The sequence below is a fragment of the Clostridium culturomicium genome, from assembly GCF_000821305.1.
Lineage (GTDB): Bacteria > Bacillota > Clostridia > Clostridiales > Clostridiaceae > Clostridium_J > Clostridium_J culturomicium.
The window spans coordinates 242,425-266,366 of the sequence record NZ_CCXK01000015.1; the positions used below are offsets into that span (position 1 = coordinate 242,425).

General features: G+C 31.5%; 23 protein-coding genes, 1 pseudogene and 1 riboswitch. Of the genes and pseudogenes, 4 read left to right on the plus strand and 20 right to left on the minus strand.

The genetic code is table 11. The features are described from left to right. Positions 1-86 precede the first annotated feature (86 nt). Positions 87-761: a cyclic nucleotide-binding domain-containing protein gene (locus BN1075_RS08060; RefSeq protein WP_040192615.1), complete on the plus strand. Its 675-nt coding sequence runs from the start codon at positions 87-89 to the stop codon at positions 759-761. A 97-nt stretch (positions 762-858) separates the two neighbouring features. Here the strand turns inward: BN1075_RS08060 and BN1075_RS08065 are convergent, their stop codons facing one another. The 9 genes from BN1075_RS08065 to BN1075_RS08105 form a co-directional block, all read right to left on the minus strand. Continuing rightward, positions 859-1,404: a DUF1836 domain-containing protein gene (locus BN1075_RS08065; protein WP_040192616.1), complete on the minus strand. Its 546-nt coding sequence runs from the start codon at positions 1,402-1,404 to the stop codon at positions 859-861. A 21-nt stretch (positions 1,405-1,425) separates the two neighbouring features. Beyond that, a complete protein-coding gene (locus tag BN1075_RS08070; RefSeq protein ID WP_040192617.1) occupies positions 1,426-2,277 on the minus strand; it encodes a DegV family protein in 852 nt (283 codons plus the stop codon). A 198-nt stretch (positions 2,278-2,475) separates the two neighbouring features. Next, on the minus strand, positions 2,476-4,536 hold the full coding sequence (locus tag BN1075_RS20715) for a tetratricopeptide repeat-containing diguanylate cyclase (protein ID WP_052406469.1): 2,061 nt from the start codon (positions 4,534-4,536) through the stop codon (positions 2,476-2,478). 335 nt (positions 4,537-4,871) lie between these two features. Further along, on the minus strand, positions 4,872-5,495 hold the full coding sequence (locus BN1075_RS08080; protein ID WP_040192618.1) for a DUF47 domain-containing protein: 624 nt from the start codon (positions 5,493-5,495) through the stop codon (positions 4,872-4,874). A gap of 33 nt (positions 5,496-5,528) precedes the next feature. Further along, the gene (locus tag BN1075_RS08085) at positions 5,529-6,581 is read right to left on the minus strand and encodes an inorganic phosphate transporter (protein ID WP_040192619.1); all 1,053 of its coding nucleotides are present in this window, start codon (positions 6,579-6,581) and stop codon (positions 5,529-5,531) included. 279 nt (positions 6,582-6,860) lie between these two features. After that, positions 6,861-7,589 carry an ABC transporter ATP-binding protein gene (locus BN1075_RS08090; RefSeq protein WP_040192621.1) on the minus strand — a complete coding sequence of 243 codons (729 nt, stop codon included), beginning with the start codon at positions 7,587-7,589 and terminating at the stop codon, positions 6,861-6,863. Then, positions 7,570-8,571 carry an ABC transporter substrate-binding protein gene (locus BN1075_RS08095; RefSeq protein WP_148315480.1) on the minus strand — a complete coding sequence of 334 codons (1,002 nt, stop codon included), beginning with the start codon at positions 8,569-8,571 and terminating at the stop codon, positions 7,570-7,572. The genes BN1075_RS08090 and BN1075_RS08095 overlap by 20 nt, the downstream gene beginning before the upstream one ends. A gap of 114 nt (positions 8,572-8,685) precedes the next feature. Continuing rightward, positions 8,686-9,462 (minus strand): ABC transporter permease, encoded by a 777-nt coding sequence (locus tag BN1075_RS08100; protein ID WP_040192623.1) that lies wholly within the window; start codon positions 9,460-9,462, stop codon positions 8,686-8,688. Between the two features lie 93 nt (positions 9,463-9,555). Then, positions 9,556-9,658, minus strand: a riboswitch (TPP riboswitch). A 57-nt stretch (positions 9,659-9,715) separates the two neighbouring features. After that, complete coding sequence (locus tag BN1075_RS08105; protein ID WP_235777770.1) at positions 9,716-10,471, minus strand: TatD family hydrolase; 756 nt, start codon at positions 10,469-10,471, stop codon at positions 9,716-9,718. A 345-nt stretch (positions 10,472-10,816) separates the two neighbouring features. On the opposite strand from BN1075_RS08105, the gene BN1075_RS08110 reads away from it, so the two are divergent. Next, positions 10,817-11,935 carry an NAD/NADP octopine/nopaline dehydrogenase family protein gene (locus BN1075_RS08110; RefSeq protein WP_040192624.1) on the plus strand — a complete coding sequence of 373 codons (1,119 nt, stop codon included), beginning with the start codon at positions 10,817-10,819 and terminating at the stop codon, positions 11,933-11,935. Between the two features lie 115 nt (positions 11,936-12,050). On the opposite strand, the gene BN1075_RS08115 is transcribed toward BN1075_RS08110, so the two are convergent. Further along, positions 12,051-12,911 carry a DUF4438 domain-containing protein gene (locus BN1075_RS08115; RefSeq protein ID WP_040192625.1) on the minus strand — a complete coding sequence of 287 codons (861 nt, stop codon included), beginning with the start codon at positions 12,909-12,911 and terminating at the stop codon, positions 12,051-12,053. A gap of 371 nt (positions 12,912-13,282) precedes the next feature. Here BN1075_RS08115 and speD point away from each other — a divergent pair, with 371 nt between their 5' ends. Both speD and speE read left to right on the plus strand, forming a co-directional pair. Continuing rightward, the gene (gene speD / locus BN1075_RS08120) at positions 13,283-13,696 is read left to right on the plus strand and encodes an adenosylmethionine decarboxylase (protein ID WP_197072293.1); all 414 of its coding nucleotides are present in this window, start codon (positions 13,283-13,285) and stop codon (positions 13,694-13,696) included. An 11-nt stretch (positions 13,697-13,707) separates the two neighbouring features. After that, positions 13,708-14,559, plus strand: a complete 852-nt coding sequence (gene speE, locus BN1075_RS08125; RefSeq protein ID WP_040192893.1) for a polyamine aminopropyltransferase — start codon at positions 13,708-13,710, stop codon at positions 14,557-14,559. 206 nt (positions 14,560-14,765) lie between these two features. On the opposite strand, the gene fliB is transcribed toward speE, so the two are convergent. The 10 genes and pseudogenes from fliB to BN1075_RS08175 form a co-directional block, all read right to left on the minus strand. Beyond that, entirely contained in the window at positions 14,766-15,914 is a 1,149-nt protein-coding gene (gene fliB / locus BN1075_RS08130; RefSeq protein ID WP_040192894.1) for a flagellin lysine-N-methylase, read from the minus strand. Between the two features lie 298 nt (positions 15,915-16,212). Beyond that, on the minus strand, positions 16,213-17,466 hold the full coding sequence (locus BN1075_RS08135) for a serine hydroxymethyltransferase (protein ID WP_197072290.1): 1,254 nt from the start codon (positions 17,464-17,466) through the stop codon (positions 16,213-16,215). Between the two features lie 135 nt (positions 17,467-17,601). Beyond that, a complete protein-coding gene (locus BN1075_RS08140; protein ID WP_040192628.1) occupies positions 17,602-18,705 on the minus strand; it encodes a DEAD/DEAH box helicase in 1,104 nt (367 codons plus the stop codon). 199 nt (positions 18,706-18,904) lie between these two features. Beyond that, a complete protein-coding gene (locus tag BN1075_RS08145; RefSeq protein ID WP_040192629.1) occupies positions 18,905-19,738 on the minus strand; it encodes an urease accessory protein UreD in 834 nt (277 codons plus the stop codon). A 4-nt stretch (positions 19,739-19,742) separates the two neighbouring features. After that, positions 19,743-20,351: an urease accessory protein UreG gene (gene ureG / locus BN1075_RS08150; RefSeq protein ID WP_040192630.1), complete on the minus strand. Its 609-nt coding sequence runs from the start codon at positions 20,349-20,351 to the stop codon at positions 19,743-19,745. A 32-nt stretch (positions 20,352-20,383) separates the two neighbouring features. Further along, on the minus strand, positions 20,384-21,106 hold the full coding sequence (locus BN1075_RS08155) for an urease accessory protein UreF (RefSeq protein ID WP_040192631.1): 723 nt from the start codon (positions 21,104-21,106) through the stop codon (positions 20,384-20,386). After that, entirely contained in the window at positions 21,081-21,533 is a 453-nt protein-coding gene (locus BN1075_RS08160; protein ID WP_040192632.1) for an urease accessory protein UreE, read from the minus strand. The genes BN1075_RS08155 and BN1075_RS08160 overlap by 26 nt, the downstream gene beginning before the upstream one ends. A 15-nt stretch (positions 21,534-21,548) precedes the next feature. Next, positions 21,549-23,263: pseudogene (ureC, locus tag BN1075_RS08165) on the minus strand (urease subunit alpha). Next, positions 23,260-23,586 (minus strand): urease subunit beta, encoded by a 327-nt coding sequence (locus BN1075_RS08170; RefSeq protein ID WP_040192633.1) that lies wholly within the window; start codon positions 23,584-23,586, stop codon positions 23,260-23,262. Before BN1075_RS08170 ends, ureC begins: the two are co-directional and overlap by 4 nt. A gap of 16 nt (positions 23,587-23,602) precedes the next feature. Next, positions 23,603-23,905 (minus strand): urease subunit gamma, encoded by a 303-nt coding sequence (locus tag BN1075_RS08175; protein WP_040192634.1) that lies wholly within the window; start codon positions 23,903-23,905, stop codon positions 23,603-23,605. Positions 23,906-23,942 lie beyond the last annotated feature (37 nt).

Consider the following 23,942-nt stretch of genomic DNA (forward strand, 5'->3'; position numbering starts at 1 on the left):
ACATTCCTATTATTGAATACCCACGGTTCACTATGTTAGAATTATAAACATGCAAATTATGAGAAATATATTTTATGGAGGCAGCTATGGAAAAGGTTGAAAATAAAACTTTACTAAACAAATATATAAATGAAACTGGTATTTTGAATATATTTTCTCACGATATGAGAGCAAATATTGAGTTATTTTCATTTAATAAAGGTGAATATCTTATCAATGAAGGTGAATCTTCTAACTACTTATTTTTCTTAGTAAGCGGTAAAGTTAAAGTATTTTCTCATTCCAGTTCTGGTAAGGTAATGTTCGTATCTCACTTTCATTCATTTGAGGTTTTAGGTGAAACCTGCAGTCTATGGGAAAAACCTCCAACAGCATCCGTAAAAGCTATTAGCAAGGTATACTGTATCGGTATTTCTATGATTAATCATAGAGAAACTCTTTTTAACGACTTATCCTTTTTAAGGTATACATGTTTAAGCCTAGCAGAAAGACTTAGTTCTATGACCAGTAGTACCTGCATTACACTATTTGATTCACTCGAGAGCCGCTTGGCTTCATTTATATTAAAAAATGCTAAAGAAGATATCTTTTACTATAATCTTACTGAATGTGCTGAACTGTTATGCACAAGCTACAGACACCTTCTAAGGGTAATAAATAGCTTTTGCAGCACTGGAAGGCTAGAGAAAAACGGAAAGTATTATAAAATTATTGATAAAAAATATTTAAGTGAAATAGCTTCTAATATATCAGACATATAAAGAGACACCAAATTAAACATATCAAGTTGCAAAATAATGATATGTTTAATTTGGTGTCTTCTATTAACTTATAAACTTTAATTTATATAATCATTAACTACTTAGTTACTTCTTCTTGGTTTTCAGCCATTTCAAGAAGATAATTTTGAATAAATAACTTATTTGCATAAGCCATTATAGTTGATCTAACTATTTCCCCTTCAAAGGTCAGTTTTTTAGCTGAACTTGGCTCTGTAAAATCTCTTGTTGTAAAAACAGCCTTAAGTATCTTTTCCAATTCTAAACAAAAATAGTCATATGCCTCTTCTATAGGGCAGGTAGCTATCTGTATCTTAATTAATTCACATACTTCTGTTAAACTATAAACCTGCTTTAAAATGCAAACTACAATGAGATATGCTAAATGCTTCTCATTATATCTTTTGTTTTTGGGTGGTGATACAACCTTCTGCTTAACATAATTATTAAGCATTGTTGGTGTTAATAATTTTTCATCTGATGTAATATTTATAGGTCTTAAAGCATTTTCAATGTATAAAATAACCTGATCCTTATAAAGTGGAACGTTTGGCAGCTCTTTAAATCTTGGGCAATGAAAATCTAAAATATTTTCTATTCTATTTTCATTTATTTGATTTTCCATCTTTCCTCCTAACCTGCAGATTTATCTTAATATATCATGCTTTTTGATGTACTGAATAGCAATACATCCTGGACCACCTTGTGTTGTAAATACAGGTCCTAATTTTTTTATTTCAATATCTGCATTCTCAATATTCTTTATTATATTATTTTGTGCTGATTTTGCCAATTCTTCTTTGCACGCATGGGCAATATATATCTTATAACTACTATCAACTCCAGCTGCAACCATATCTTCACAAATCTTTTCCAGAGCTTTTCCCAAAGTTCTCTTTGTTGTAAACTTCTCTAATCTTGTACAATCTTCTGATAAGGTCATAACAGGTACAAGTTTGATAATTCCTCCGATACGTCCAACTAAAGGTGATAATCTCCCCCCTCTAACTAAATACTCAAAATCATTTGGTATTAGATAAGAATTCGAAGTATCCATTAACTCATTAAGCTCTTTCACAATTTCATCCTTAGTTTTTCCTGCTTCAACTAACTTTTCTGCTACATCAACTAAATATCTATGTGGGCCGCATAGTGTTCTTGAGTTAATTACTTCTATTCTATCAGAATGATCTACCATTCCCTTTGCCATACAAGCAGTGCTGTACGTTCCTGAAAGTCCATCTGCCATAGAAATGTTTATTATTTCAGCCTCTGGATATCTATTATATAAATCGATTACCTCACCAATAGATGGCTGAGATGAAACTGGAACATGTCCTTGGTTAATTATATCGATAAACTCTTCTGTATGAATCTCTTCATACTCTTTATATGTTACATGATTTATTGTTACTGAAAGTGGTGTTATATCTATATTATTTTTCTTTGCTTCATCGATTGAATAAAGTGTTGATGAATCTGATACAATTTTTATCATAATTTACTGTCCCCCATCCTTAATTTGTCTAAAAACCTAAAACATCTAGTTTTAAATACTATATAACTTAGATTACCATCACCTTAACCTCTTGTCAACAAAACCTTTTTCAACCATGCTTTATCCTCTTTATAAAACTTTCATAAAAAACAACCACTATCTATTTTAGATGTGGCTGTTAAAAACCTTAATTAAGTTTTATTGCTTTTCATCATTCCCTAAATGAAAATAAGTATTTTTCCCGCTTTCTTTTGCTTTATATAAAGCTATATCTGCCCTCTTTATATATTCATCATAATCCTTAGCACTTCCAACATATGCTGTTGAGATACCAATACTCAAGGAAATTCTGTCACTAACTTCAGAATACTCATGTTTGATATTTAATTTATAAATATCTTCTTGAATTCTTTGTACTACATTTATCGCCTCATGCCGGTCTGTATTTAGCATTATGATAATAAATTCCTCTCCACCATACCTGGCAACAAAGTCAGAGTTTCTACAAGAGGCATCAATACTTGCTGCTATTTCTTCCAGAACCTTGTCTCCCTCTGGATGTCCATAATTATCATTATAATTTTTAAAATAATCGATATCCATCATTACAAAGGATATCGGCATATAAGTCTTTTGATATAAACTCCAATTTCCAGCTAAGTATTCATCTAAAGCTCTTCTATTAGGCAGCTTGGTTAACCCATCTGTAACACTTAAGTTTTTAAACAACTTATTTAATCTGCTTATTTCTTTATTCTTTTTAAATATAAAACAACTAAAAAGAACAATTATAACCGTAATAATTACTAGCCCGATAATAAGATAATTCATTATATCCTTTTGACTTTCCAACTGTGAAATTTTTTTCATACTTGTTTCTTTTTCAAACTTAGTAATTAAAAATTGAGAGTATTGAGTATCTTGATTATTCTTTATTTTTTTTTGTAATTCATTATTTTGCTCTAAATATTTAATTGTATTCTTCTCGTCACCTAATTCCTTATAATCAAAATATAATTTCTCATTATGAACTGATTCTAAATAAACTAATTTTCTTTGTTTAGCTAATTCCTGTGCTTCTTTGTGATACTTCAAGGCTGTTTCATAATCCGCTAATGCATAATATCCATCCCCAAATTCTTCAATAATCTTAATATCAAAATTATTGAAGAAAATTTGACCTTTTTCATCAAACCTGCTTTTTGCTTCGTGAAGAAGCCTTAATGCCTCTTTGGGATTTCTCTTCCTTGACTCTAAATCAGCCTTTATTGCACACATATAAATTATACAATCTTCCCTTTTTAGCCTATCTGTTATTTGATATATTCTCTCATCTAATAATTCAAGACATATATTCGCACTTTCATAGTCTCCAATACTCGAAAAACTTTCGGTTAAGTAAAGTAATGCAATACTTTTAGTCTCTGCCTCTTTAGCCTCATCCTCTAATTCGCTACTAATGACTTTCTTAAAATACTTAACGGCCTCATTAAAATTTCCAACATACAGATAATTAACACCTATGTCTGTATTTATCTCTAAAGCCTTCTTCCTTAAACCATTCTCCTCTGAAATTCTAAGAGCCTCGAGCTTACAATTAATGGCTTCTACACTTCTATTATCATAATCATATAAAACACCTAATTTATAATATGCATCAACAACACCTGTACATTTCAGTTCTCTTGCTAATGACAAAGTTTCTTCCATTAACTCAATAGATTTTTTCAAGCCACCTGGAGTTAAGTACAAATCGTTACATCTATCTATACTAAGCTCAACAATCTCGTCTCTTATATCTTCCATTTCACATACTTCAATCATTTTATGAAAAAATGCCGTAGATTTATTATACTCCTCAGCTTTTAAATAAATTTTACTTAACTCATAATAAGTATGGGCTTTCACTTCTGAATTATATATATTCCCTAATAAGGGAATCGCCTTATTTAATAGTTCTATTGCCACATCATACTTCAAATTATTAGCATTTATATACCCTAAAATAAAATATGATTTACAAATAACTTTATTATTAATTGATGTTTTTAAAGTATTAGAAACATATTCCTCCAGTTTTTTCTCTTCACTATCTGATAAAACCTTAATTTCTTCTGATAAAATTAAATCAATAATATCATTTAATCTTTCCTCAACATTTAACTTTTCATTTTTATTTATAAGGATTAAATACAACCCACCAACTAATAAACTTAAAATAATGATAAAAATAATACCTACTTTAATGTTTTTCTTCATAAATCCCCCAAAGTAAAATCAAACACATATTCCAAAACTCAATATGTATTCTTGTACTTTATATATACATATTATATTTTAACATATTTTAACTTTTGTTACGCGAATTCCACAATTTTTTTTAATAATATTCAATGATAAACTTCCAATAAACCCCATCATCTTTATATAACTTCCTCAACCTTGTACTTTAGTAAATCGGTAGATGTAACACATGTATATCCAATCCCTAACCGAGATTACAATGCTGTTTTAACAAACTTATTTGTTAATAACAAACAAGCACCTGATTTTGTTGCAAAAAAAAGGCTGATGTCTTTCATCAGCCTCTTCTCTTATGAATTTTTCATTATTACACATTCAACTACATCTGCTGCCGCCTCACAAGCATCACAACACTTTTCAAAAAAATAGAAGTTCTCCTTCCAAGTTATAATTTCTATAGGATCTGTAGAAGTTGTAAATAAATTTCTCATACTTTTCGTATACAATCTATCTGCTTCTTCTTCTAAAGCATTTATGTCTATTATTAAATATCTAATTGTAGTAGATTTTTTATAATTATGGAATTCATCCATTAACTTTTTAAGTTTTTCACAGCTCTCAATAATTATAGAACAAAACTCTAAAGCCTCACTCCTTAGAGATGTTATGTTAAACATATATAACCTTACTAGTACATCTTCCACTGCATCAGTAACATTATCAATCTGGTGTGATAATTCTATTATATCTCCTCTTTCAATTGGAGTAATGAACTCTTTAGCTAATTTATTCATCATATCATGTTTTTTCACATCTGCAGTATGTTCTATTTCATGCATCTTCTCTAATCTATCTTCCAATTGACCTGCATCAAAATCCTTCAAAATTTCATTAAGCAAAGAAGCTGCCTCACATGAATATATCACTAGTTCTGCCATCATTTCAAAGTAATCATTACCTTTTTTCTTTCCCATTTTATATACTCCCTCTCTAAATACAGTTCTATTCTAGAAAATTGAAATAAAGATTTTTGCCATTAGAAATCCTATAAGTCCACAGCCAGGGAAAGTAAGAACCCATGTCCAAATCATTTCCTTAACTACGCCCCAATTTACAGAGCTTAGTCTTTTTGCTGCTCCAACTCCCATAATTGCAGTTGTCTTAGTATGTGTTGTACTTACAGGAATGCCAGTTACTGATGAAATGAGAAGACATCCTGCTGCTGCGACATCCGCTGCAAAGCCCTGATAGGTTTCTAATTTAACCATATCCATGCCTACAGCCTTAATAATTTTATATCCTCCAATTGATGTTCCTAATGCCATTACTGCAGAACTTAAAACCATTAACCATATTGGAATAACAAAGCTGCTAACATTGGCTTGTCCTTCTGCTAAAAATATTCCTAGCATGAAAACTCCCATAAACTTTTGTCCATCTTGAGCTCCATGCATAAATGCCATTGCTGCTCCACCACAAACCTGAGCACCTTGAAATGGTCCTGTTGATTTTCTTCGATCAATCCCCTTACATATAAACTCTATTATTTTTACAGTTATCCATCCCATAGTGAATCCAAGTCCCGTAGATAAAATTAATCCATATACAACTTTTATCCATTCTGAACCATTTATTCCACTCAATCCACCTTGAAGTGCTATTGCTGCACCAGATAACCCTGCTATTAATGCATGGCTTTCACTAGTCGGAATTCCAAAGTACCATGCAGCTGTCGCCCAAACAACAATAGCAAATAATGCTGCACATAATGCCACTAAAGCAATCTGTGGATCTCCACCAAAATCAACCATCTTATATATTGTTTGTGCTACATTAGCATTTATTGTAGTCATAACAAATACTCCAAGGAAATTAAAAAACGCAGCCATCAAAATTGCTGGTCTCGGCTTAATTGCTCTTGTTGAAACGCAAGTAGCGATAGCATTTGGTGCATCAGTCCACCCATTTACTAAAATTACACCTAACGTTAAAATAGTGGTTATTAATAGAGGTACATTATGTATTATCTGATTAATAAATTCTCCGAAAGAAATAGTCATTTAATATCTCCCTTCCTTTTAAGATAAATTAAATAATTTACCTCAAGAGTATACTTTTTTACTGATAATTATAATGCTTTTAAATAAATTTAAGTCCCATCCCCTCTCTCATAACACACATACATAAATGTAATATAATTCATTTTATACCTTTATCATCCTACCATTATACTATTATGTCAACAAATTCTTTTAATAAATAAAATAAAAAATCACCTATAATCAGCCTTTAATACCAATGCTGACTATAGGTGTTCTTGCATTTTTATATTGTATTTTTTAGTTTTCTAAAAGCTTTATTAAGCTTCTCTTTAGATCTATATATTCCTTACAAAGTGATACTTCATTTTCCCCACACTCTGGAAGCTGAATCTTTATTTCCCCTTTAATTACTGCCGGCTTTTCTGTTATTACATAAACTCTATCAGAAATTAGTATAGCCTCATCTATATCATGGGTTATAAATAATATTGTAGAGTTCATTTTTTGCTTTAAATCAATTAGCCATTTTTGAAGATTTTTTCTTGTTATTGAATCTAATGCGCCAAAAGGTTCATCCAAAAGCATAATTTCATTTGAAGTTAGAAAGGTTTTAAGAAAATTTGCTCTCTGCTTCATTCCTCCCGACAACTGAGTTGGATATTTGTATTCAAATCCTTTAAGCCCAAAGGTTTCTATATATTTCTCAACTTCCCTGCGGGCTTCACTTTTCTTAATCCCTTTAAGTACAAGTGGAATTGCAATATTATCAATAACCTTTTTCCACGGAACCATCATATCCTTTTGATACATATAACTCACTTTACCACTAATATCAACTTCTCCACCATCTATATTAGTTAGCTTTGTAATTATGTTAAATATAGTACTTTTTCCACTACCTGACGGCCCTACAATAGAAATAAGCTCTCCTTCATTTACATGAAGGGTTATATCCTTCAATATTTTCATGTTATCATAGGACTTACTTATATGATTTAAGCTTATCTTACTTTGGAAGGAACTCATTTGTATAAGCCTCACTTGCTTCTAAATTTTCTTTTATAAGATTATTTTCTAAAAGAAATTGAGTATAGTTATTCCAAACACTATCTTTCATTTCTCCCCATCTTGATGCATCAGCTTTATACTCATCAGCTAAGAATTTCTGGCTTTCTATTGCCAATTGTTCATCAATTTCTGGAACAGCTTTAACTAATATTTTTGCTGACTCTTCTGGGTTTGTGATAGCATACTCATAACCCTTTGTTGTTGCTTCCATAAACTTTGAAACCATATCTGCTTTCTCTGCAAGTACCTTTTCAGATGCTGCTATGATTGGAGTATAATAATCTAATCTCTCATCCAATTCTCTTAAAGGAATATAGTTAATATCGAAATTTCTTAGTTTTGCTGATACATTAGTCCAACCTTCAAAAGTCCACTCAAAGTCAATATTATTCTTCGTTGCAATAAAGAAATCTTCACTTCCAACATCCACAGTAGTTAACTTTGAAAAATCAGCTCCATTCTTCTCCATAACAGCCTGTAATATTGCTCTTTCACTAGGACCACCGAATCCCCCGTAAACTTTACCTTCAAAGTCTTTAACAGTCTCAATATTCTTCTCCTTTGGAGATGCAAAACCTGATGTATTATGTTGTATAATTGCTGCTATAGCTTTCACTGGTAATGGCTCATCGGAAGTTTTAGCATAGGTTAAATCTTCTTGATAGCTTACTGCAAAATCTCCTTTTCCTGCAGATATTAACTGTAATGATGACCCTTCTGAAGGCTGAATTATTTCAACATCAAGACCTAAGTCCTCATAATACCCTAATTCCTTTGCAACGTAAAACCCTGTATGATTTGTATTTGGTGTCCAATCTAAAATTACCCTTACTTTTTCAAGTCCATTTTCTTCAGCCTTATCCTGTTTTGTACCACATCCACTTAAAAATAAAACTGAACTTAATCCAAGTGCAACTAATGCTGCTAATTTCTTTTTCATTATCTTAATCCCCTTTGCTCTTTAGTATTTTTAATGAAACTCTTTCTAATATTTTTCGAAATAATGCTCTACTAAGTAAGTTCGAACATCCAAACCATATATTTAGATTCTCCCTTAACTATTGCTTACTTTATTTTCCCTATTCCAAGGTGTACATAATTTCTCACTGATTCCAATAACATAGAAAATTATCATACTCATTAATACAATAACCACAATTGCTGCAAACATCTTATCTAAAGCATATGTACTTCTTGCTCTTGTCATATATACTCCAAGCCCTTTATCTCCTCCGAGCCACTCTCCAATTACCGCCCCCATAATGCTGTAGGTTGCTGCAATTCTAAGTCCCGAAAAGAAATTTATTATTCCATAAGGAAGTTTCAAATGGAAGAACCTCTTTAATTTGGATGCCCCCATTAATTTAAAATGATTTATTAAATCTTTATCTACATTTTCCAATCCATCAGAAATACTGATTACAATTGGGAAAAAACAAACAATAACAACTACAATTATTTTTGGAAGTGCCCCAAAGCCAAACCAAATAATAAATAATGGTGCCAATGCAATTACAGGAACCGTTTGGGATACAATAAATACTGGATATACAGCCTTCTTTACCATTGGCATTAAATCCATGACTATTGCTAAAATAAGTGCTAAAGCAACCGCTATGCTAAATCCTACAACACTTTCATATAGTGTTGCCATTATATGAGGTACCATTGCATTAAAATCCATGACTAAAGCTAAAGCAATATCACTAGGTGCAGGCATTATATATTTTTGTATGCCTCCAAGATTTATTACCAGTTCCCATATGACAAGTAAGGCAGCCATAAATAATATTGGCAGGCTTATATCTAAAATCGATTTAGATTTCTTCATTAGTTTTCCTCCTTTCCTCATTTATCATAAATAAAAAAACGTATAGCTTCCCTTCATTGAAAACTATACGTTAGATAATTCTTAAATAATCTATATATCTACTTAATATCTTCCTACGCTGGTATTATCCAAATCAGGTACTATGGGTCGAAATCATCATTTCCTCTCAGGCAAAACGCCTCCCCAGATAAATTTACTATGAAATTAATTATTAATTTCATAGTAATGGACAATTCCCCATTTTGTCAATGCTTTAATTTATAATCCTATGAAAGTTATTATAAATTACCTCAATAAGCTTCTGCTCTTCAATTCCTTTAATTATCGAAGCACTTTTAACAACATTCTTTATTTCTCTTGGGTATCCATAATCTCCATTAATCCATTCAAGAGCTGTTGGCCCATCTGTCTCTACCAATAGTTTATCTAATGGAATCCTCTTTAATACTTCTTCTGTTAAATCAGAATATCCTAAGTCAACACTTATAGTAAAGTAACAGCCTAACTCTATCAGCTTATCTAAAATATCTAAAGGTCCACTGTACCAATGTATAATTGCCTTGTTGTAATTTCTAATTTTTAATGCCTCATATATTTCCTGCTCTGCATTTTTAGTATGGATTGAAACAAATTTACTTCTTTTAATCGATTCATCTAAAATAAAGTAAAATATCTCTCTTTGCTTAGAGTCTAAGCTCCTATCTTCAACCCATAAAAAATCCAAACCTATTTCTCCAATAAGCGTACTCTCCTCTATGTATGGTATTATGTCTTTTAACTCTCCAGCAAACTCAGACACACTATTAGGATGAATTCCAAAGGTAGGAATTATGTATTCACTTTGCTTTTCATATTCCTTATTTAAAATATAACTGTCCACATCCATACTATTTGCTAAAGTAATAATCTTATTATCATTTATATCACTTATAGCTTCTCCTATATTTTCACCATAAAAGTCTAAGTGATTATGTGCATCTACGTACATATTATTTTCATTCTTTATCATATATGTTCATCCCCCTGATTTTTCTCAAATATATTAATAGCCTTATCTTTTTCTAAAATAAAAATCATATCAACCCTTTAAATGTATCAATGCTATTATATCACTTAACCTTTTCTTCTGATATTATCACCTAAAACATAAAGTTACCATTAACCATGCCATACATATTTCTAAAATTTTAAATGAAAATTATATTTAACTGTATCTTCCTTCTCTTTATTGTTAATAATACTGATAAAATTATTACATTCATAAATAGATACTTCAGGATAACTTACAGAAAAATCTCAACAATAATTGTTTTGTACGTTGCATTTTCATATGCAAATAACAAGGAGTGATTTAATGAAAGTAACTATTATCGGTGCTGGTAATATTGGAACCTACCTTGCAGCTTATATATCTTTAAAGAAAGATTGCAAAGTATGGGTCTATACCTCTAAATCAAATTTCTTTAATAAAGAACTAACTCTCCTAGAAGAAGAAAAAAACTTTGAGCATCATGTTAAGTTGCACTGTGTTACCTCAGACATAAAAGAAGCAGTCAGAAATGCTGACTACATATTAATAACTCACCCTTCATTTATAGTTGAGAATACAATTAATGAAATAACACTCCATGCAAAAAAAGGGGCCGTTATTGGTGCTATCCCTAGTTTTGGAAGTAAAGAGGAATACTATATAGATGATTTAATAAAAAAGGGCTGCATATTCTTTGGAAGTCAACGCGTACCATCCTTAACAAGACTAATAACCTATGGTAAAGCTATTTCCTTAAAGCAAAAAAATGCATACATGAAATTAGGTGTTATTCCTCAAGAATATAACGAAAAAGTCTGCAGTGATATGACTACCCTAATAGATATACCTTGTACCCCATTTTACGATTATCTAACTTCACCTGAAATTTCATACGCTACATCACCTCACCCATCTAAAATTTATGAAATCTTCAGTGTATATTCTGATAACATTGTATATAAAAAAATACCTCTTTTTTATGAGGAATGGGGTGATGATTCTTCTGCAATGCTTTTACAGCTAAGTGAAGACCTCAAAAAAGTATTCTTAGAATTAAAACAGCTATATGATACTAACAATAAAAATTTTGATAGCTTAAAAACTTATTTTAATATCCAGACCCCAGAGCAATTAACTCATAAGATTAGAACTTCACCAAACTTTAATTCTCTTGATGAAACTGATAAAGGACATCATCTTGATTCCGAATCTAGCTTTTTCATAGATGACCTTCTTAACGGCCTATGCGTTCTAAAATCCTTTTCTGAAATTTTATGTCTTGAGGTTACAACTCTAGATAAAGTAATTTATTGGGCTCAAGAACTACTTGAAAAAAATTATATTGAAAATGGATCCTTATGCGGTGAAGATATAAAACATTTAGTAACTCCTCAGACTAAAGACATAAATTCAAAAGATGATTTATTAAAAATAATACTTTGATAAAATAAAATGAACTACACCTATTTTTCTATAGATGCAGTTCATTTTTTCTTTCAAATTGCACAGTTTATTAAATTCTAAACATTTCTCCCACTAACTACTGAATTCAAATTTCTTATCTAACATACTTGCCTATGTTTGCATTTTCATCAATTACAGCTTCAATATTTGAACCTTTGCTCACCATAATTGTTGTAACTCCTGGTCCATGTCCTGCTTTAACACAATCACTATGAACAATTACTCCAACACTTACAGCTCCCTTTAAATATCCTCTTCCATAAGAGTTATCACAGTCCTGTAATAAAACTAAATCTCCAAATTTTAATTTATCTAGACCTAATCTCTTTATTTCAGCTTCATCCCCAGTCATAATATCATAATCTCCAGTATATGCACTTGGAGATCCAATACCTGATCCCATTAAATATGGTGGAACTACTGCCACAACTGGAACCTGAAGTTTGCCATCTTTTTCTGTTATATTCATTTTCTCAAACATATCTGGATCAATACTCATTAATTGAATCTCTGGATAATCCTTCAACTTTAATCCTTGTCCATAAGCTTTAACCATAATCTTATCATCAATAGTTAATTTTTCTAAAGTAGACTGTTCAAAGCAGATTAAAACATGATCAATTCCGCCATGCATTCCAGTTACATAGCCCTTCTCTCCAGCAGCTTCCCCAGAAACAATCTTAGCTTCATTTCCAATGCAGGCAAAGGTCATTAACGCTGCATTTTCATCCTTATTTTCATTTCTTATTGAAACTCCTGGTTCAACATGATCACCAGCCCATCCAAAGGCTGAATCCCCAATTCTCACATTATAAGATATCCCTCCTGTAGCTGGCAAAACCATTGGAATTCCATCATGGGTGATTCTATATCCCCCACCAACTGGATGATGTATTTTTCCCATAACTGACCATTTCACTACTTTATCTCTATTGGTTTTTAATTTATTACTCATGCATTTTCCTCCTAACAATTCATTTAAATTATAATTTCCTATACCTCTTTCGCTAAATGTTATTAAATTTCCTTCTATTTTTCAAACAAACTTCTTCGCTTATACAAATGGCTATTTTACTTAATTTACAAATGGTTTAAATCTATTTACATACATCTAAAACTTATATGTTTAAATAATCAAACTATTGACAATAAATCAAAAAAACTTTAAAATATTTTCTGTATTAGTAAAAGTTAACTTCAAGTTTAGTATTACTAAACTTTTGTTGAATTTTTATAAGGAGGTCTTATGAGTACTGCATTTTTATTAAAAGTCTACTTATCAGTTGGATGGATGTAAATTAAATTTTTAGGAGGTATATTATGAATATTGAACAACTAGGACGACACATTTTAGTAGAGTATTATAACTGCGATAAGGAGTTATTAAAAAATCATGAGGCTATTGAGGAATATATGAATCAGGCTGCCAAGGAAGCAAATGCAACCATTGTTACCAGCTGTTTTCATAAATTCAACCCATGGGGTGTTAGTGGAGCTGTAATTATACAAGAATCCCACCTTACCATACACACCTGGCCAGAATATGGATATGCATCAGTGGATTTATTCACCTGTGGTGACACCGTTAATCCATGGAATGGATTTAAGTATCTTGAGAAAGTTTTAGGTGCAGACAGAAGTGAATCAACGGAAGTTTCCCGTGGACTTTTCGATAAAATTAAAACCTTTGGCAATGGCCAATATAATGATTTTGCAATAGCACACAAATTGGAGGTATAGGAAAGATGAATATGGAATTATGGTATACAGAAAATCAAACGGAGAATGTTAATTTTTCAATGAAGGTTAAAAAACATCTTTATTCTGCAGAAAGTGAGTTTCAAAAGATAGACGTAATAGACACCTATGAATTTGGAAGAGTACTCGTTATTGACAATTGGACAATGGTAACTGAAAAAGATGAATTTATTTACCATGAAATGATTACTCACGTAGCTTTAGCTACAAATCCTGAAATAAAAAATGTTCTTGTTATCGGTGCTGGAGATGGTGGTACCATTAGAGAGCTGACTAGATATAAAAATATAGTAAACATAGATATGGTTGAAATAGATGAGCTTGTAGTAAAAGCTTCTATTGAACACCTACCTTTTACTTCTAACAAATTATCTGATCCAAGAGTAAATTTATTCTTTGAGGATGGCATAAAATTTGTTGAAGACAAGAAAAACAAATACGATTTAATTATCGTTGACTCAACAGATCCATTTGGCCCAGGAGAAGGTCTATTCTCAACTGCTTTTTACACAGATTGTTACAACGCATTAACTGAAAATGGAATTCTAATTAATCAGTGTGAAAGTCCATATTACTCACATAATGCATATGAGATGAAGAGATCTTACTCAAAGCTAAATAAATTATTTAATATTTGTAAGGCATATCAATATCACATGCCAACTTACCCTTCAGGTCATATGATTTTCGGTTTTGCATCAAAAAAATTAGATCCTGTTAAAGATTTAAATGCAGAAAACTGGAATGCTTTAGGCCTTGAAACTAAATACTATAATACAGAATTACATAAGGGTGCATTCTGTCTTCCAAATTATGTACTTGATATGTTAAATAACAACGAATAAATTTTATAAAATAACTAAGGCATGGAAATCCTTAGATGCTCCATGCCTTAGTTTTATATAAAATAAATTTATTAATTACATTATCATACTTACTATTTTCTGCAGTGTAAAATCGTTTAACAATTAACACTTCATAATTGCTTTCTCTTAACTATATGTATACTATTTATAAAATTTAAAATTCAATTTTCTTAAAATTTACTCCATTAAAACAAAGTTATGAAGCAAAGATATCCTATCTCTAAAATAGTATCTCCAAAGCCATCTTTAATAAACTCAACTACTGCCTCTGTATTATTTCCAATTATCCTTGAAAATGCAACAATATAATCCTTAACATCTTGAAGGTTCAAATCTTTATTCTCACTCATACTAAACTTGATAAACATAGCATATCTAACTAATAAATACTCTAGTACAATAAGTTCAAATGCAATAATCATTTCATTTAAATCGCTGCTTATGCAATTGCTTAAAATCTTTGAAACAACACACCTTTCTAAAAGTTCATCAAAATTTTTAAAATCAGACTTAAATTGATTCCAGTTTTCAGCTAATTCCTCAAGCTCAGCTTCTTCTGCAAAGTCCGAAATATCACTTAGAATCTCCTTTAAGCCTTCTACTTCTTTATAATTTTCAATTATATCTATAAAAAGATAATTAATTTCTTCAATAGCTCCGTCTATATCTTCTTCTAATTCATCACAATCAGCAATTACTTCTTCTACTTTTGCTCTATCTTTATATCTTTCAATAGTATTGATAAGTGCTCCTCTTCCAAAGCTTTTATACTTTAAGAGCTCCATAAGCATTTGATATGAAACTATAAGCTTTTTATCTAAAGCTAAATCTTCTTCCTTAGTTATATTTTCAAGGCCAGATCTAATTTCATACTCTAATAAATCAATATTATTTTCTACACTACTATCCGAATTCATTGTAAGCTTACCTTGAATATTGCTAATAATCTCAACAACCTCCGGACATGAGCATGATAAAGATAGCTCTTTTTTACCACCTACTGTATTCTCTATTCTTGGAAAACTTCTACAAGTTAAAGCTAAATTCTCTTCACCATGGTTCTTAATTATCTGGCATAATCCCATATTATCAAGAAACGGACATGCCTCATTGGTCTCCTTATTAACGAAATACGCTTGTTTTTTACCACATTTTCTACTTTCAATGTTTTTTAATATGTACTCTTTATTACCTTTTTCACAATTCCATCTTTCATAGGTATCATCATCTATTCCAATATCCCAACCTGCACAACATGTAAATCTACATTTTTCAGCTGTACACTTAAATTCATCATAACCTTGTATCTTTAATATCTCGTCCTTATTACTCATACTTTTTACTCCATTTATTAATTTATTTAATTCCACTAAAACTACTTTCAGCATAGCATACATTTAAGCAAACTATAGGTCCTAACTCATAACTTTAAACCCTTACTTTAGCACTACCTATTATACTTCTATTAATTCCTCTGAACAACTACCAACATCATAGTATAGTTTCCCTACCCTGCTGTTTGTATATCTTTGATTATTTAATAAAGTAAAGAGCCTTCCAAAATTAGAAGGCTCTTACCTGAATATAATTAACTGTATCGTAACACTTTATAGATATCAGTTAGTATATAAATTAATTCATTAACTTATGCTCATTATATATTGGATATTTCTCTGTTAATCCCACAACTAGTTCTCTAGCTTTCTCTATATCTTTATAAGTAAGACATAAATCAATCGCCTTTGCAATTACCTTCATATCTTCTTCCTTCATACCTCTAGTTGTTACCGCTGGTGTTCCTATTCTTATCCCACTAGTTACAAATGGTCCATTAGGGTCAAACGGAATTGTATTTTTATTAGTTGTTATATATGCTTCATCTAAGACTTTTTCTGCTTCCTTACCGGTAATATTTTTATTAGTTAAATCAACTAGTATTAAATGGTTATCAGTTCCTTCAGTTAATAGTTTAAAGCCTCTGTTCATAAGCTCTTCTGATAAAACCTTAGCATTCTTTACTACTTGTTTTTGATACTCCTTAAATTTCTCACTTAAAGCTTCCTTAAAACATACTGCCTTAGCTGCAATAATATGTTCTAAAGGTCCACCTTGAGTTCCTGGGAATATTGCTTTATCTATAACCTTGCCATATTCAGCTTTACAAAGAATAATTCCTCCACGAGGTCCTCTTAGAGTTTTATGAGTTGTACTTGTAACAAAATGCGCATACTCACAAGGGTTTTCATGAAGACCAGCTGCAACTAAACCAGCTATATGTGCCATATCAACCATAAGTAATGCTCCAACTTCATCAGCTATCTCTCTAAATCTTTTAAAGTCAATAGCTCTTGGATAAGCACTTGCACCTGCAACAATTAATTTTGGCTTAATGTCATGAGCAATCTTTCTTACATTCTCATAATCAATTAATCCATCTTCCTTAGTTACTCCATATTCATGAAAATCAAAGTATTGACCAGAAATATTTACAGGCGAGCCGTGAGTTAAATGTCCACCTTGTGAAAGGTTCATACCCATTACTTTATCACCTGGTTTTAAAACTGCAAAATATACTCCCATATTTGCATTTGCTCCTGAATGTGGTTGAACATTAGCATGTTCTGCACCAAAAACTTCCTTAAGTCTTTCTATTGCTAAACTCTCAATCTCATCAATATATTGACATCCTCCATAATATCTCTTACTTGGATAACCCTCTGCATATTTATTTGTAAGATGGCTTCCCATAGTCTCCATAACTTCAACTGAAACTATGTTCTCTGATGCTATTAATTCAATATTTCTCTGTTGCCTAATTAACTCTTCCTTCATAAGACTATATACTGCTGGGTCAAATTTTCTTAAGTTCTCAAACATATTCATCATCCCTTCACTAGTAAAACACTTTGATACTTAGAATCTAAAACACACTTATTCTATTATAAATATGTTACTTTTATTTATGCCTTATTGCAATAGATAATTATTATTTTGTAATACCATTTGTTTTACTTATCTTTATTATACAAACCTTCTTGGAATAGTGAATTTAATTTCTCTCTCTATCTCACCTAAGAGTCTAGAATCCTTTGGATCAACAAATAAACATGTATATCCTTCTTCACCAGCTCTTCCAGTTCTGCCGATACGGTGAATATATGTCTCTATTTTTTCAGGGATGTCATAATTATATATATGACTTACTCCATTTATATCTAGTCCTCTTGAAGCAACATCTGTTGCAATTAAATATTGGATATCTGCATTCCTAAAAGACTTCATAATTCTTTCACGTTTATTTTGTGGAATATCACTATGAATCACCTTGCAGTTATATCCTTTTCTATGCATCACTACCTCAAGCTCATCAGCTCTTCTCTTAGTTCTGCAGAATATAATAGCCATAAAAGGATTATCTTCATCTAAAACAGTACATAAAGCATCCCTTTTTAATCTATCTGTTGTTTCCACAACCTGCTGCTTTATATTTTCAAGAGTTACCTCTTCTTTTTCAATAGTTACAACCACAGGATCATTCATATATCTGTATGCCAGCTTTTTCACTGCAGAATCCATTGTGGCAGAGAAGCATAAGGTCTGAACCCTTTTATGGCATACTTTCATTATCTTATTAATTTCATTTTTAAATCCCATAAGCAGCATCTGGTCTGCTTCATCAATAACTACAGTTTTTATTTTCTTTAAATCAACAGTATTTCTTTCTATATGGTCAAGAAGTCTTCCAGGTGTAGCAATAATAATTTGTATATTGCCTTTCAGTTTATTCAGCTGTGCTCCTATATCCTTTCCTCCATACATAGCTAAAACACCAACATCTTTACCTTCCTTTAGCTTTGCAGTCTCTTCAGTAATTTGTATAGCAAGTTCTCTTGTTGGAGCAACTATTAAACATTGAATATATTTCGATTCTGGTAAGATATTTTCAAATATAGGAAGTAAAAAAGCTAATGTTTTACCTGTGCCTGTTTGTGCTTCCGCTATAACATCCTTACCATTTAATATCTCTTTAATGCTACCTATTTGAATATCTGTTGGATTTGTTATTCCATTTCTTTTTAAAACCTTTATTATATCTTCATTTATTCCAAGTTCTTTAAATGTCATTTGTTTTACCTCTTATCATATATTTCAAATAATTATATCACTATAAATTGAAAACACCAACATTAAGCTGTTGGTGTTTTTTCCTGGTGGTGGCGTATAGTGCCCCTTCAAATCTACCAGTAACATATTCCATTATTTATTAGTACAATTCCAACATATAATAAAACTACACCTAACATTTTTCCTTCTATGTAAATAGTTAATACTTACGTATTACTAAGTCTCCTGAATTTACTAGCATTTTGCGTATGTAATTATGACATGTACTTATAGCACACTCTATATTCTGTGTTAAATTACTAAGTACTCTTAAAACAAACCCATTTTCCTCCAGTAAAGAGATTCCATAACTTATTGGCAACTCCAATTCCTTTAATTTAATTCTCAATAAATCTATAACTTCTTTTGAGATCCTATAATCTATTACTATTAGAGTTCCAAAATTTTCGTATCCCTCAAAATAACCTAAGCCTGTAACATCATATTCTTTTGGATTTATCAAAAGATTATCCAGTAAAACAAGCCTATTATCTACATAGATCTTTGTACTTAATTGAAGATTACTATATTGAAACTTGTCACCCTCTGGAGACCACCCAGAAGTTATTGCATCAGAATAAATAAGTGTAGAAGAAGAAGTTAAATAAATATTATTTTTTTGCTTATATTCTGCATCTCGATAAAGAATTACAGAATCCATAATATACTCTAATACACTACCCTTTTCTAATTTTATATCTGTCTCTTGTTCAGTTTTATAACCCTTTAAACATTTATATACTTTAGTTGCTGCTTGTGTTGTTACAATTGCTCTTGCATCTTCCTTCAGGTAAACTGAATTCCTATACTTTTCACCTTCTACATATCCTCCTCCAAGTCCTAAAATAAAATATGTAGAAATCTTCTCTTTATCTAGGTGAATTGTAGGAGATACTTTAACTAATCCATTAAAATACTTCTTAGATATTACTGTTACATTTCCTCTTTTTTCTAATTCTATATGAAATTCCCCTGCATAATTGCACCCATTCATAACATTAAATTCCTTCTAGTAAACAATTGCTCTTTATCCAATTCAATACTTCATTTAATCCTTCATCACTTTTTAAATTAGTGAATATAAAGCTCTTTTCTCCCCTGAAGGTCAAGGTATCCCTTTTCATAACTTCCAAGTCAGCTCCAACATAAGGCGCTAAATCAATTTTATTTATTACAAACAAATCACTTTTTATCATTCCTTGACCAGCTTTTCTTGGAATTTTTTCTCCTTGAGCAACGTCTATTATATATATTGAAAAGTCTACCAAATCAGGGCTAAATGTTGCGGCTAAATTATCTCCACCACTTTCGAGAAAGATAATATCTAAATCATCAAATCTTTCTTTAAGCTCTTCAATTGCTGCAAAATTCATAGAGGCATCTTCACGAATTGCTGTGTGAGGACATCCTCCTGTTTCAACTCCAATAACTTTATCTTCTGGCAGAACAGAGTTTTTCACTAAAAACTTAGCATCCTCCTTTGTATAAATATCATTTGTTATTACAGCACAATTATATTTATCTTTCATCTGTCTAGTTATTCTCTCTATAAGTAAAGTTTTCCCGCTTCCAACGGGACCACCTACTCCTATAATAATAGGTTTCAAATATCTCACCCTTTCATAATACTATAATAGTTTTATGACATAAAAAGTCTAAAATCTAATACTTCATGATTTATTTGTGAAAGTTCTATACCTGGACTACACGCACCAAATAGATCATAATCCAATTTTTTTGTTTTATCATATAAGCCATTAAAACCTTCACTAATTTCTTTTAAAAGTAACTGTCCATCCTTTTGTCCTAGTGGTATTCCTCTAACTGCATTCTGTATAAGTGTATATACCGTACTATACATATGATATACGATTCCTTCCCTTTCACTAAAATCAAGGGAATACATTGCTATAGCAAACACTATTGCAGGATGACCAAAAACTTCTTTATTCTTTATCTTTTCACCATAATCCTTTAATAGTTCAACGTCATAAAGCTGTAAAAAAAGTTCTATCATCCTACTTGCAACAAGCTTTCCTCCATTCCTGGTTTCCACTGCAACACTGCTTACTGTTATCTCTCTATCCAATTGCCATATTCTATCAAGGTCCATTTTTCTTAAGGATTCATATACTATTCTTATCGCTAATCCATCATTATAAATAAATACATTCTTCAAAAATACCCTTAGCCATTCTTTCAATGTGCTTCTATCTTTAATCTTATTATCTCTAAGGTAAGTTTCCATGCCATAAGAATGATTAAAAGAACCTATTGGAAAGTTAGAATCACATATTTGCATTACTCTAAGAACATTTAAGACTTTATCTCCATCATTAATGTGTATGCCCGAATTCAACATGTCTAAATGCCTTTTCTAGTTTGATATCTTCTCTTGAATAGTTAATATTATCCCTCTTAAGCTCATCTTCTACCAACCTATCATATTGAATTATCATTTCTCCATTGCTAAATTGTGCTTGTAAATGTCTATTTCCAAGCTTATGTGCAATCTCTCCCATCTCATTCATGGATTTAGGTTTAATCACTAATACATCTTCACTCTTTGTCCTTACAACTATAATTTTATTATCTTCATTGAAAAGTAAATCTCCATCTTTAATTCGTTCTCCATTCTCCAAAGAAATTCCATATTCTCTTTTATGATCAGATGTAACCCTTAATATTCTTTTTAATAAATCTTCACTATCTACATAAATTGTTTCTACATGATACTTTTCTAAGTTTTCTAAACTATTTATATTGCCCAGTATCTTATTAAAAACCATTGTTTATTTCCTCCTCTAGAATAAATAATATCTTTGCGCTAACGGTAATTCTTTTGCCGGTTCACAAGTTATAAGCTCTCCATTTACAGTTACATCATAAGTCTGAGGATCTACTTCAAGCTTTGGAGTTTCATTATTTAACTTCATATCCCTTTTAGTTAAATTCCTTATTCCCTCAACTGGTAATATAAGCTTTTGAAGTCCTAACTTCTCTTTTATTCCATGATCATAAGCATACTTAGAAACAAATGTTGCGCTTGTTAGATATTTTGCTTTTCCAAGTGCAGCAAAACATTCTCTATAAAACTCTGGCTGACAAGTTGGAATTGATGCATTAGCTTCTCCTATAATTGATCTTGCTGCCATACCGCCTTTTAAAACAAGATGTGGCTTTACACCAAAGAAAGCAGGATCCCAAAAAACTAAGTCAGCCATTTTTCCCACTTCTATAGAGCCAACATATTTTGAAATTCCCTGAGCTAGTGCTGGATTAATAGTATACTTCGCTATATACCTTCTGACTCTGTTATTATCATTTTCTTCAGAATCGCCTGGAAGAATACCTCTTTGCTTTTTCATCTTGCTAGCTGTTTGCCATGTCCTTGTAATTACTTCTCCAATTCTGCCCATTGCCATTGCATCAGAACTCATAATACTAAAAACGCCCATATCTTGAAGAATATCTTCCGCTGCTATTGTTTGATGACGTATTCTTGAATCTGCAAAAGCTATATCTTCTGGCACTTTTGCATCTAAATGATGACACACCATAAGCATATCTAAATGTTCTGCTATTGTATTAACAGTGAATGGTTTTGTTGGATTAGTAGATGCCGGTAATACATTTAAGTGAGATGCTACTTTTAATAGATCCGGAGCATGCCCTCCCCCTGCACCTTCTGTATGATATGTATGAATTGTTCTTCCTGCAATTGCTTCAATAGTATGCTCTACAAATCCGCCTTCATTTAATGTATCAGAATGAATAGCAACTTGAACATCATATTTATCTGCTGCCTTTAATGAATAATCTATAGCTGATCTTGTCGCACCCCAATCTTCATGTACCTTAAGCCACAAGCTCCAGCTTCTATTTGTTCAGCATTAACATCTATGTTCGAGCCACTTCCCTTTCCTAATATACCTATATTCATTGGAAACTGTTCACAAGCTTGAAGCATTCTATAAATATTCCACGCACCTGGTGTAGATGTTACTGCATTAGTTCCATCAACTGGCCCTGTGCCTCCCCCTACAAGAGTTGTAATCCCCCCTTCTAATGCAACATTAATTTCACCTGGATTAATATAATGAACATGAGTATCTATTCCTCCTGCTGTTACTATTCTCCCTTCTCCTGCTAATGCTTCAGTGCTAACACCAACAATGAAATCAACATCATCCATTGTATATGGATTTCCACCTTTTCCTATAGCTAATATCTTTCCATCTCTTATTCCTATATCAGCCTTATATATACCGGTATAGTCAACTATAGTGGCACCAGTTATAATGAGATCCGCTACCATTGGATTGTCTCTTGTTTCAATTGCATTTTGCCCCATACCATCTCTTAAAACCTTACCACCACCGAACTTACACTCATCACCATATCCTGTATAATCTTTTTCTATCTCTATTATTAAATCTGTATCACCAAGTCTTATCTTGTCTCCCTTTGTTGGTCCAAATAACTCTGTATAACGATGCCTATCTATTTTAAAACTCATTCTTTACCCCTTCTTCCATCCAAAAATCCGTCAACAAGATTTCTAAGTCCGTAAACTCTTCTTGTACCACCTATATTTATAAGAAATACTTCTTTTTTGTCTCCTGGTTCAAATCTTACTGCTGTTCCAGAAGGAATGTCTAACCTCTTGCCATAAGATTTTTCTCTATCAAATTTAAGAAAATCGTTTACTTCGTAAAAATGATAATGAGATCCTATTTGTACTGGCCTATCACCAGTATTTACAACTTCCAATTTTATAGACTCTCTACCCTTGTTATATTCTATGTCTCCATCCATAATAATTAATTCACCTGGTATCATTTATACTTCTCCTTTCTTATTGTATTGGGTTATGTACTGTTACAAGTTTAGTTCCATCTGGGAATGTTGCTTCAACCTGAACTGTAAGAACCATCTCTGGAACCCCCTCCATAACATCATTCCTACTTAATACCTTTGTTCCGTATTCCATAAGATCCTCAACTTTTCGTCCTTCTCTAGCTCCTTCTAATAATTCATCAGTTATTAAGGCTACTGATTCTGGATAGTTTAATTTTAATCCCTTCTTTTTTCTCTTCCTTGCAACTTCAGCTGCAACAACAATCATTAGCTTTTCTTGCTCCCTTATAGTTAAGTGCACTTAAATTACCTCCTCTTTCTTTGATGCCCACACCAAT

Excerpts from the sequence above, each read along its gene's own strand:
- BN1075_RS08060 (WP_040192615.1), top strand. The coding sequence starts at position 87 with ATGGAAAAGGTTGAAAATAAAACTTTACTAAACAAATATATAAATGAA.
- BN1075_RS08065 (WP_040192616.1), bottom strand. The coding sequence starts at position 1,404 with ATGGAAAATCAAATAAATGAAAATAGAATAGAAAATATTTTAGATTTT.
- BN1075_RS08070 (WP_040192617.1), bottom strand. The coding sequence starts at position 2,277 with ATGATAAAAATTGTATCAGATTCATCAACACTTTATTCAATCGATGAA.
- BN1075_RS20715 (WP_052406469.1), bottom strand. The coding sequence starts at position 4,536 with ATGAAGAAAAACATTAAAGTAGGTATTATTTTTATCATTATTTTAAGT.
- BN1075_RS08080 (WP_040192618.1), bottom strand. The coding sequence starts at position 5,495 with ATGGGAAAGAAAAAAGGTAATGATTACTTTGAAATGATGGCAGAACTA.
- BN1075_RS08085 (WP_040192619.1), bottom strand. The coding sequence starts at position 6,581 with ATGACTATTTCTTTCGGAGAATTTATTAATCAGATAATACATAATGTA.
- BN1075_RS08090 (WP_040192621.1), bottom strand. The coding sequence starts at position 7,589 with ATGAGTTCCTTCCAAAGTAAGATAAGCTTAAATCATATAAGTAAGTCC.
- BN1075_RS08095 (WP_148315480.1), bottom strand. The coding sequence starts at position 8,571 with ATGAAAAAGAAATTAGCAGCATTAGTTGCACTTGGATTAAGTTCAGTT.
- BN1075_RS08100 (WP_040192623.1), bottom strand. The coding sequence starts at position 9,462 with ATGAAGAAATCTAAATCGATTTTAGATATAAGCCTGCCAATATTATTT.
- BN1075_RS08105 (WP_235777770.1), bottom strand. The coding sequence starts at position 10,471 with ATGATAAAGAATGAAAATAATATGTACGTAGATGCACATAATCACTTA.
- BN1075_RS08110 (WP_040192624.1), top strand. The coding sequence starts at position 10,817 with ATGAAAGTAACTATTATCGGTGCTGGTAATATTGGAACCTACCTTGCA.
- BN1075_RS08115 (WP_040192625.1), bottom strand. The coding sequence starts at position 12,911 with ATGAGTAATAAATTAAAAACCAATAGAGATAAAGTAGTGAAATGGTCA.
- speE (WP_040192893.1), top strand. The coding sequence starts at position 13,708 with ATGGAATTATGGTATACAGAAAATCAAACGGAGAATGTTAATTTTTCA.
- fliB (WP_040192894.1), bottom strand. The coding sequence starts at position 15,914 with ATGAGTAATAAGGACGAGATATTAAAGATACAAGGTTATGATGAATTT.
- BN1075_RS08135 (WP_197072290.1), bottom strand. The coding sequence starts at position 17,466 with ATGATGAATATGTTTGAGAACTTAAGAAAATTTGACCCAGCAGTATAT.
- BN1075_RS08140 (WP_040192628.1), bottom strand. The coding sequence starts at position 18,705 with ATGACATTTAAAGAACTTGGAATAAATGAAGATATAATAAAGGTTTTA.
- BN1075_RS08145 (WP_040192629.1), bottom strand. The coding sequence starts at position 19,738 with ATGAATGGGTGCAATTATGCAGGGGAATTTCATATAGAATTAGAAAAA.
- BN1075_RS08155 (WP_040192631.1), bottom strand. The coding sequence starts at position 21,106 with ATGTTGAATTCGGGCATACACATTAATGATGGAGATAAAGTCTTAAAT.
- BN1075_RS08160 (WP_040192632.1), bottom strand. The coding sequence starts at position 21,533 with ATGGTTTTTAATAAGATACTGGGCAATATAAATAGTTTAGAAAACTTA.
- BN1075_RS08170 (WP_040192633.1), bottom strand. The coding sequence starts at position 23,586 with ATGATACCAGGTGAATTAATTATTATGGATGGAGACATAGAATATAAC.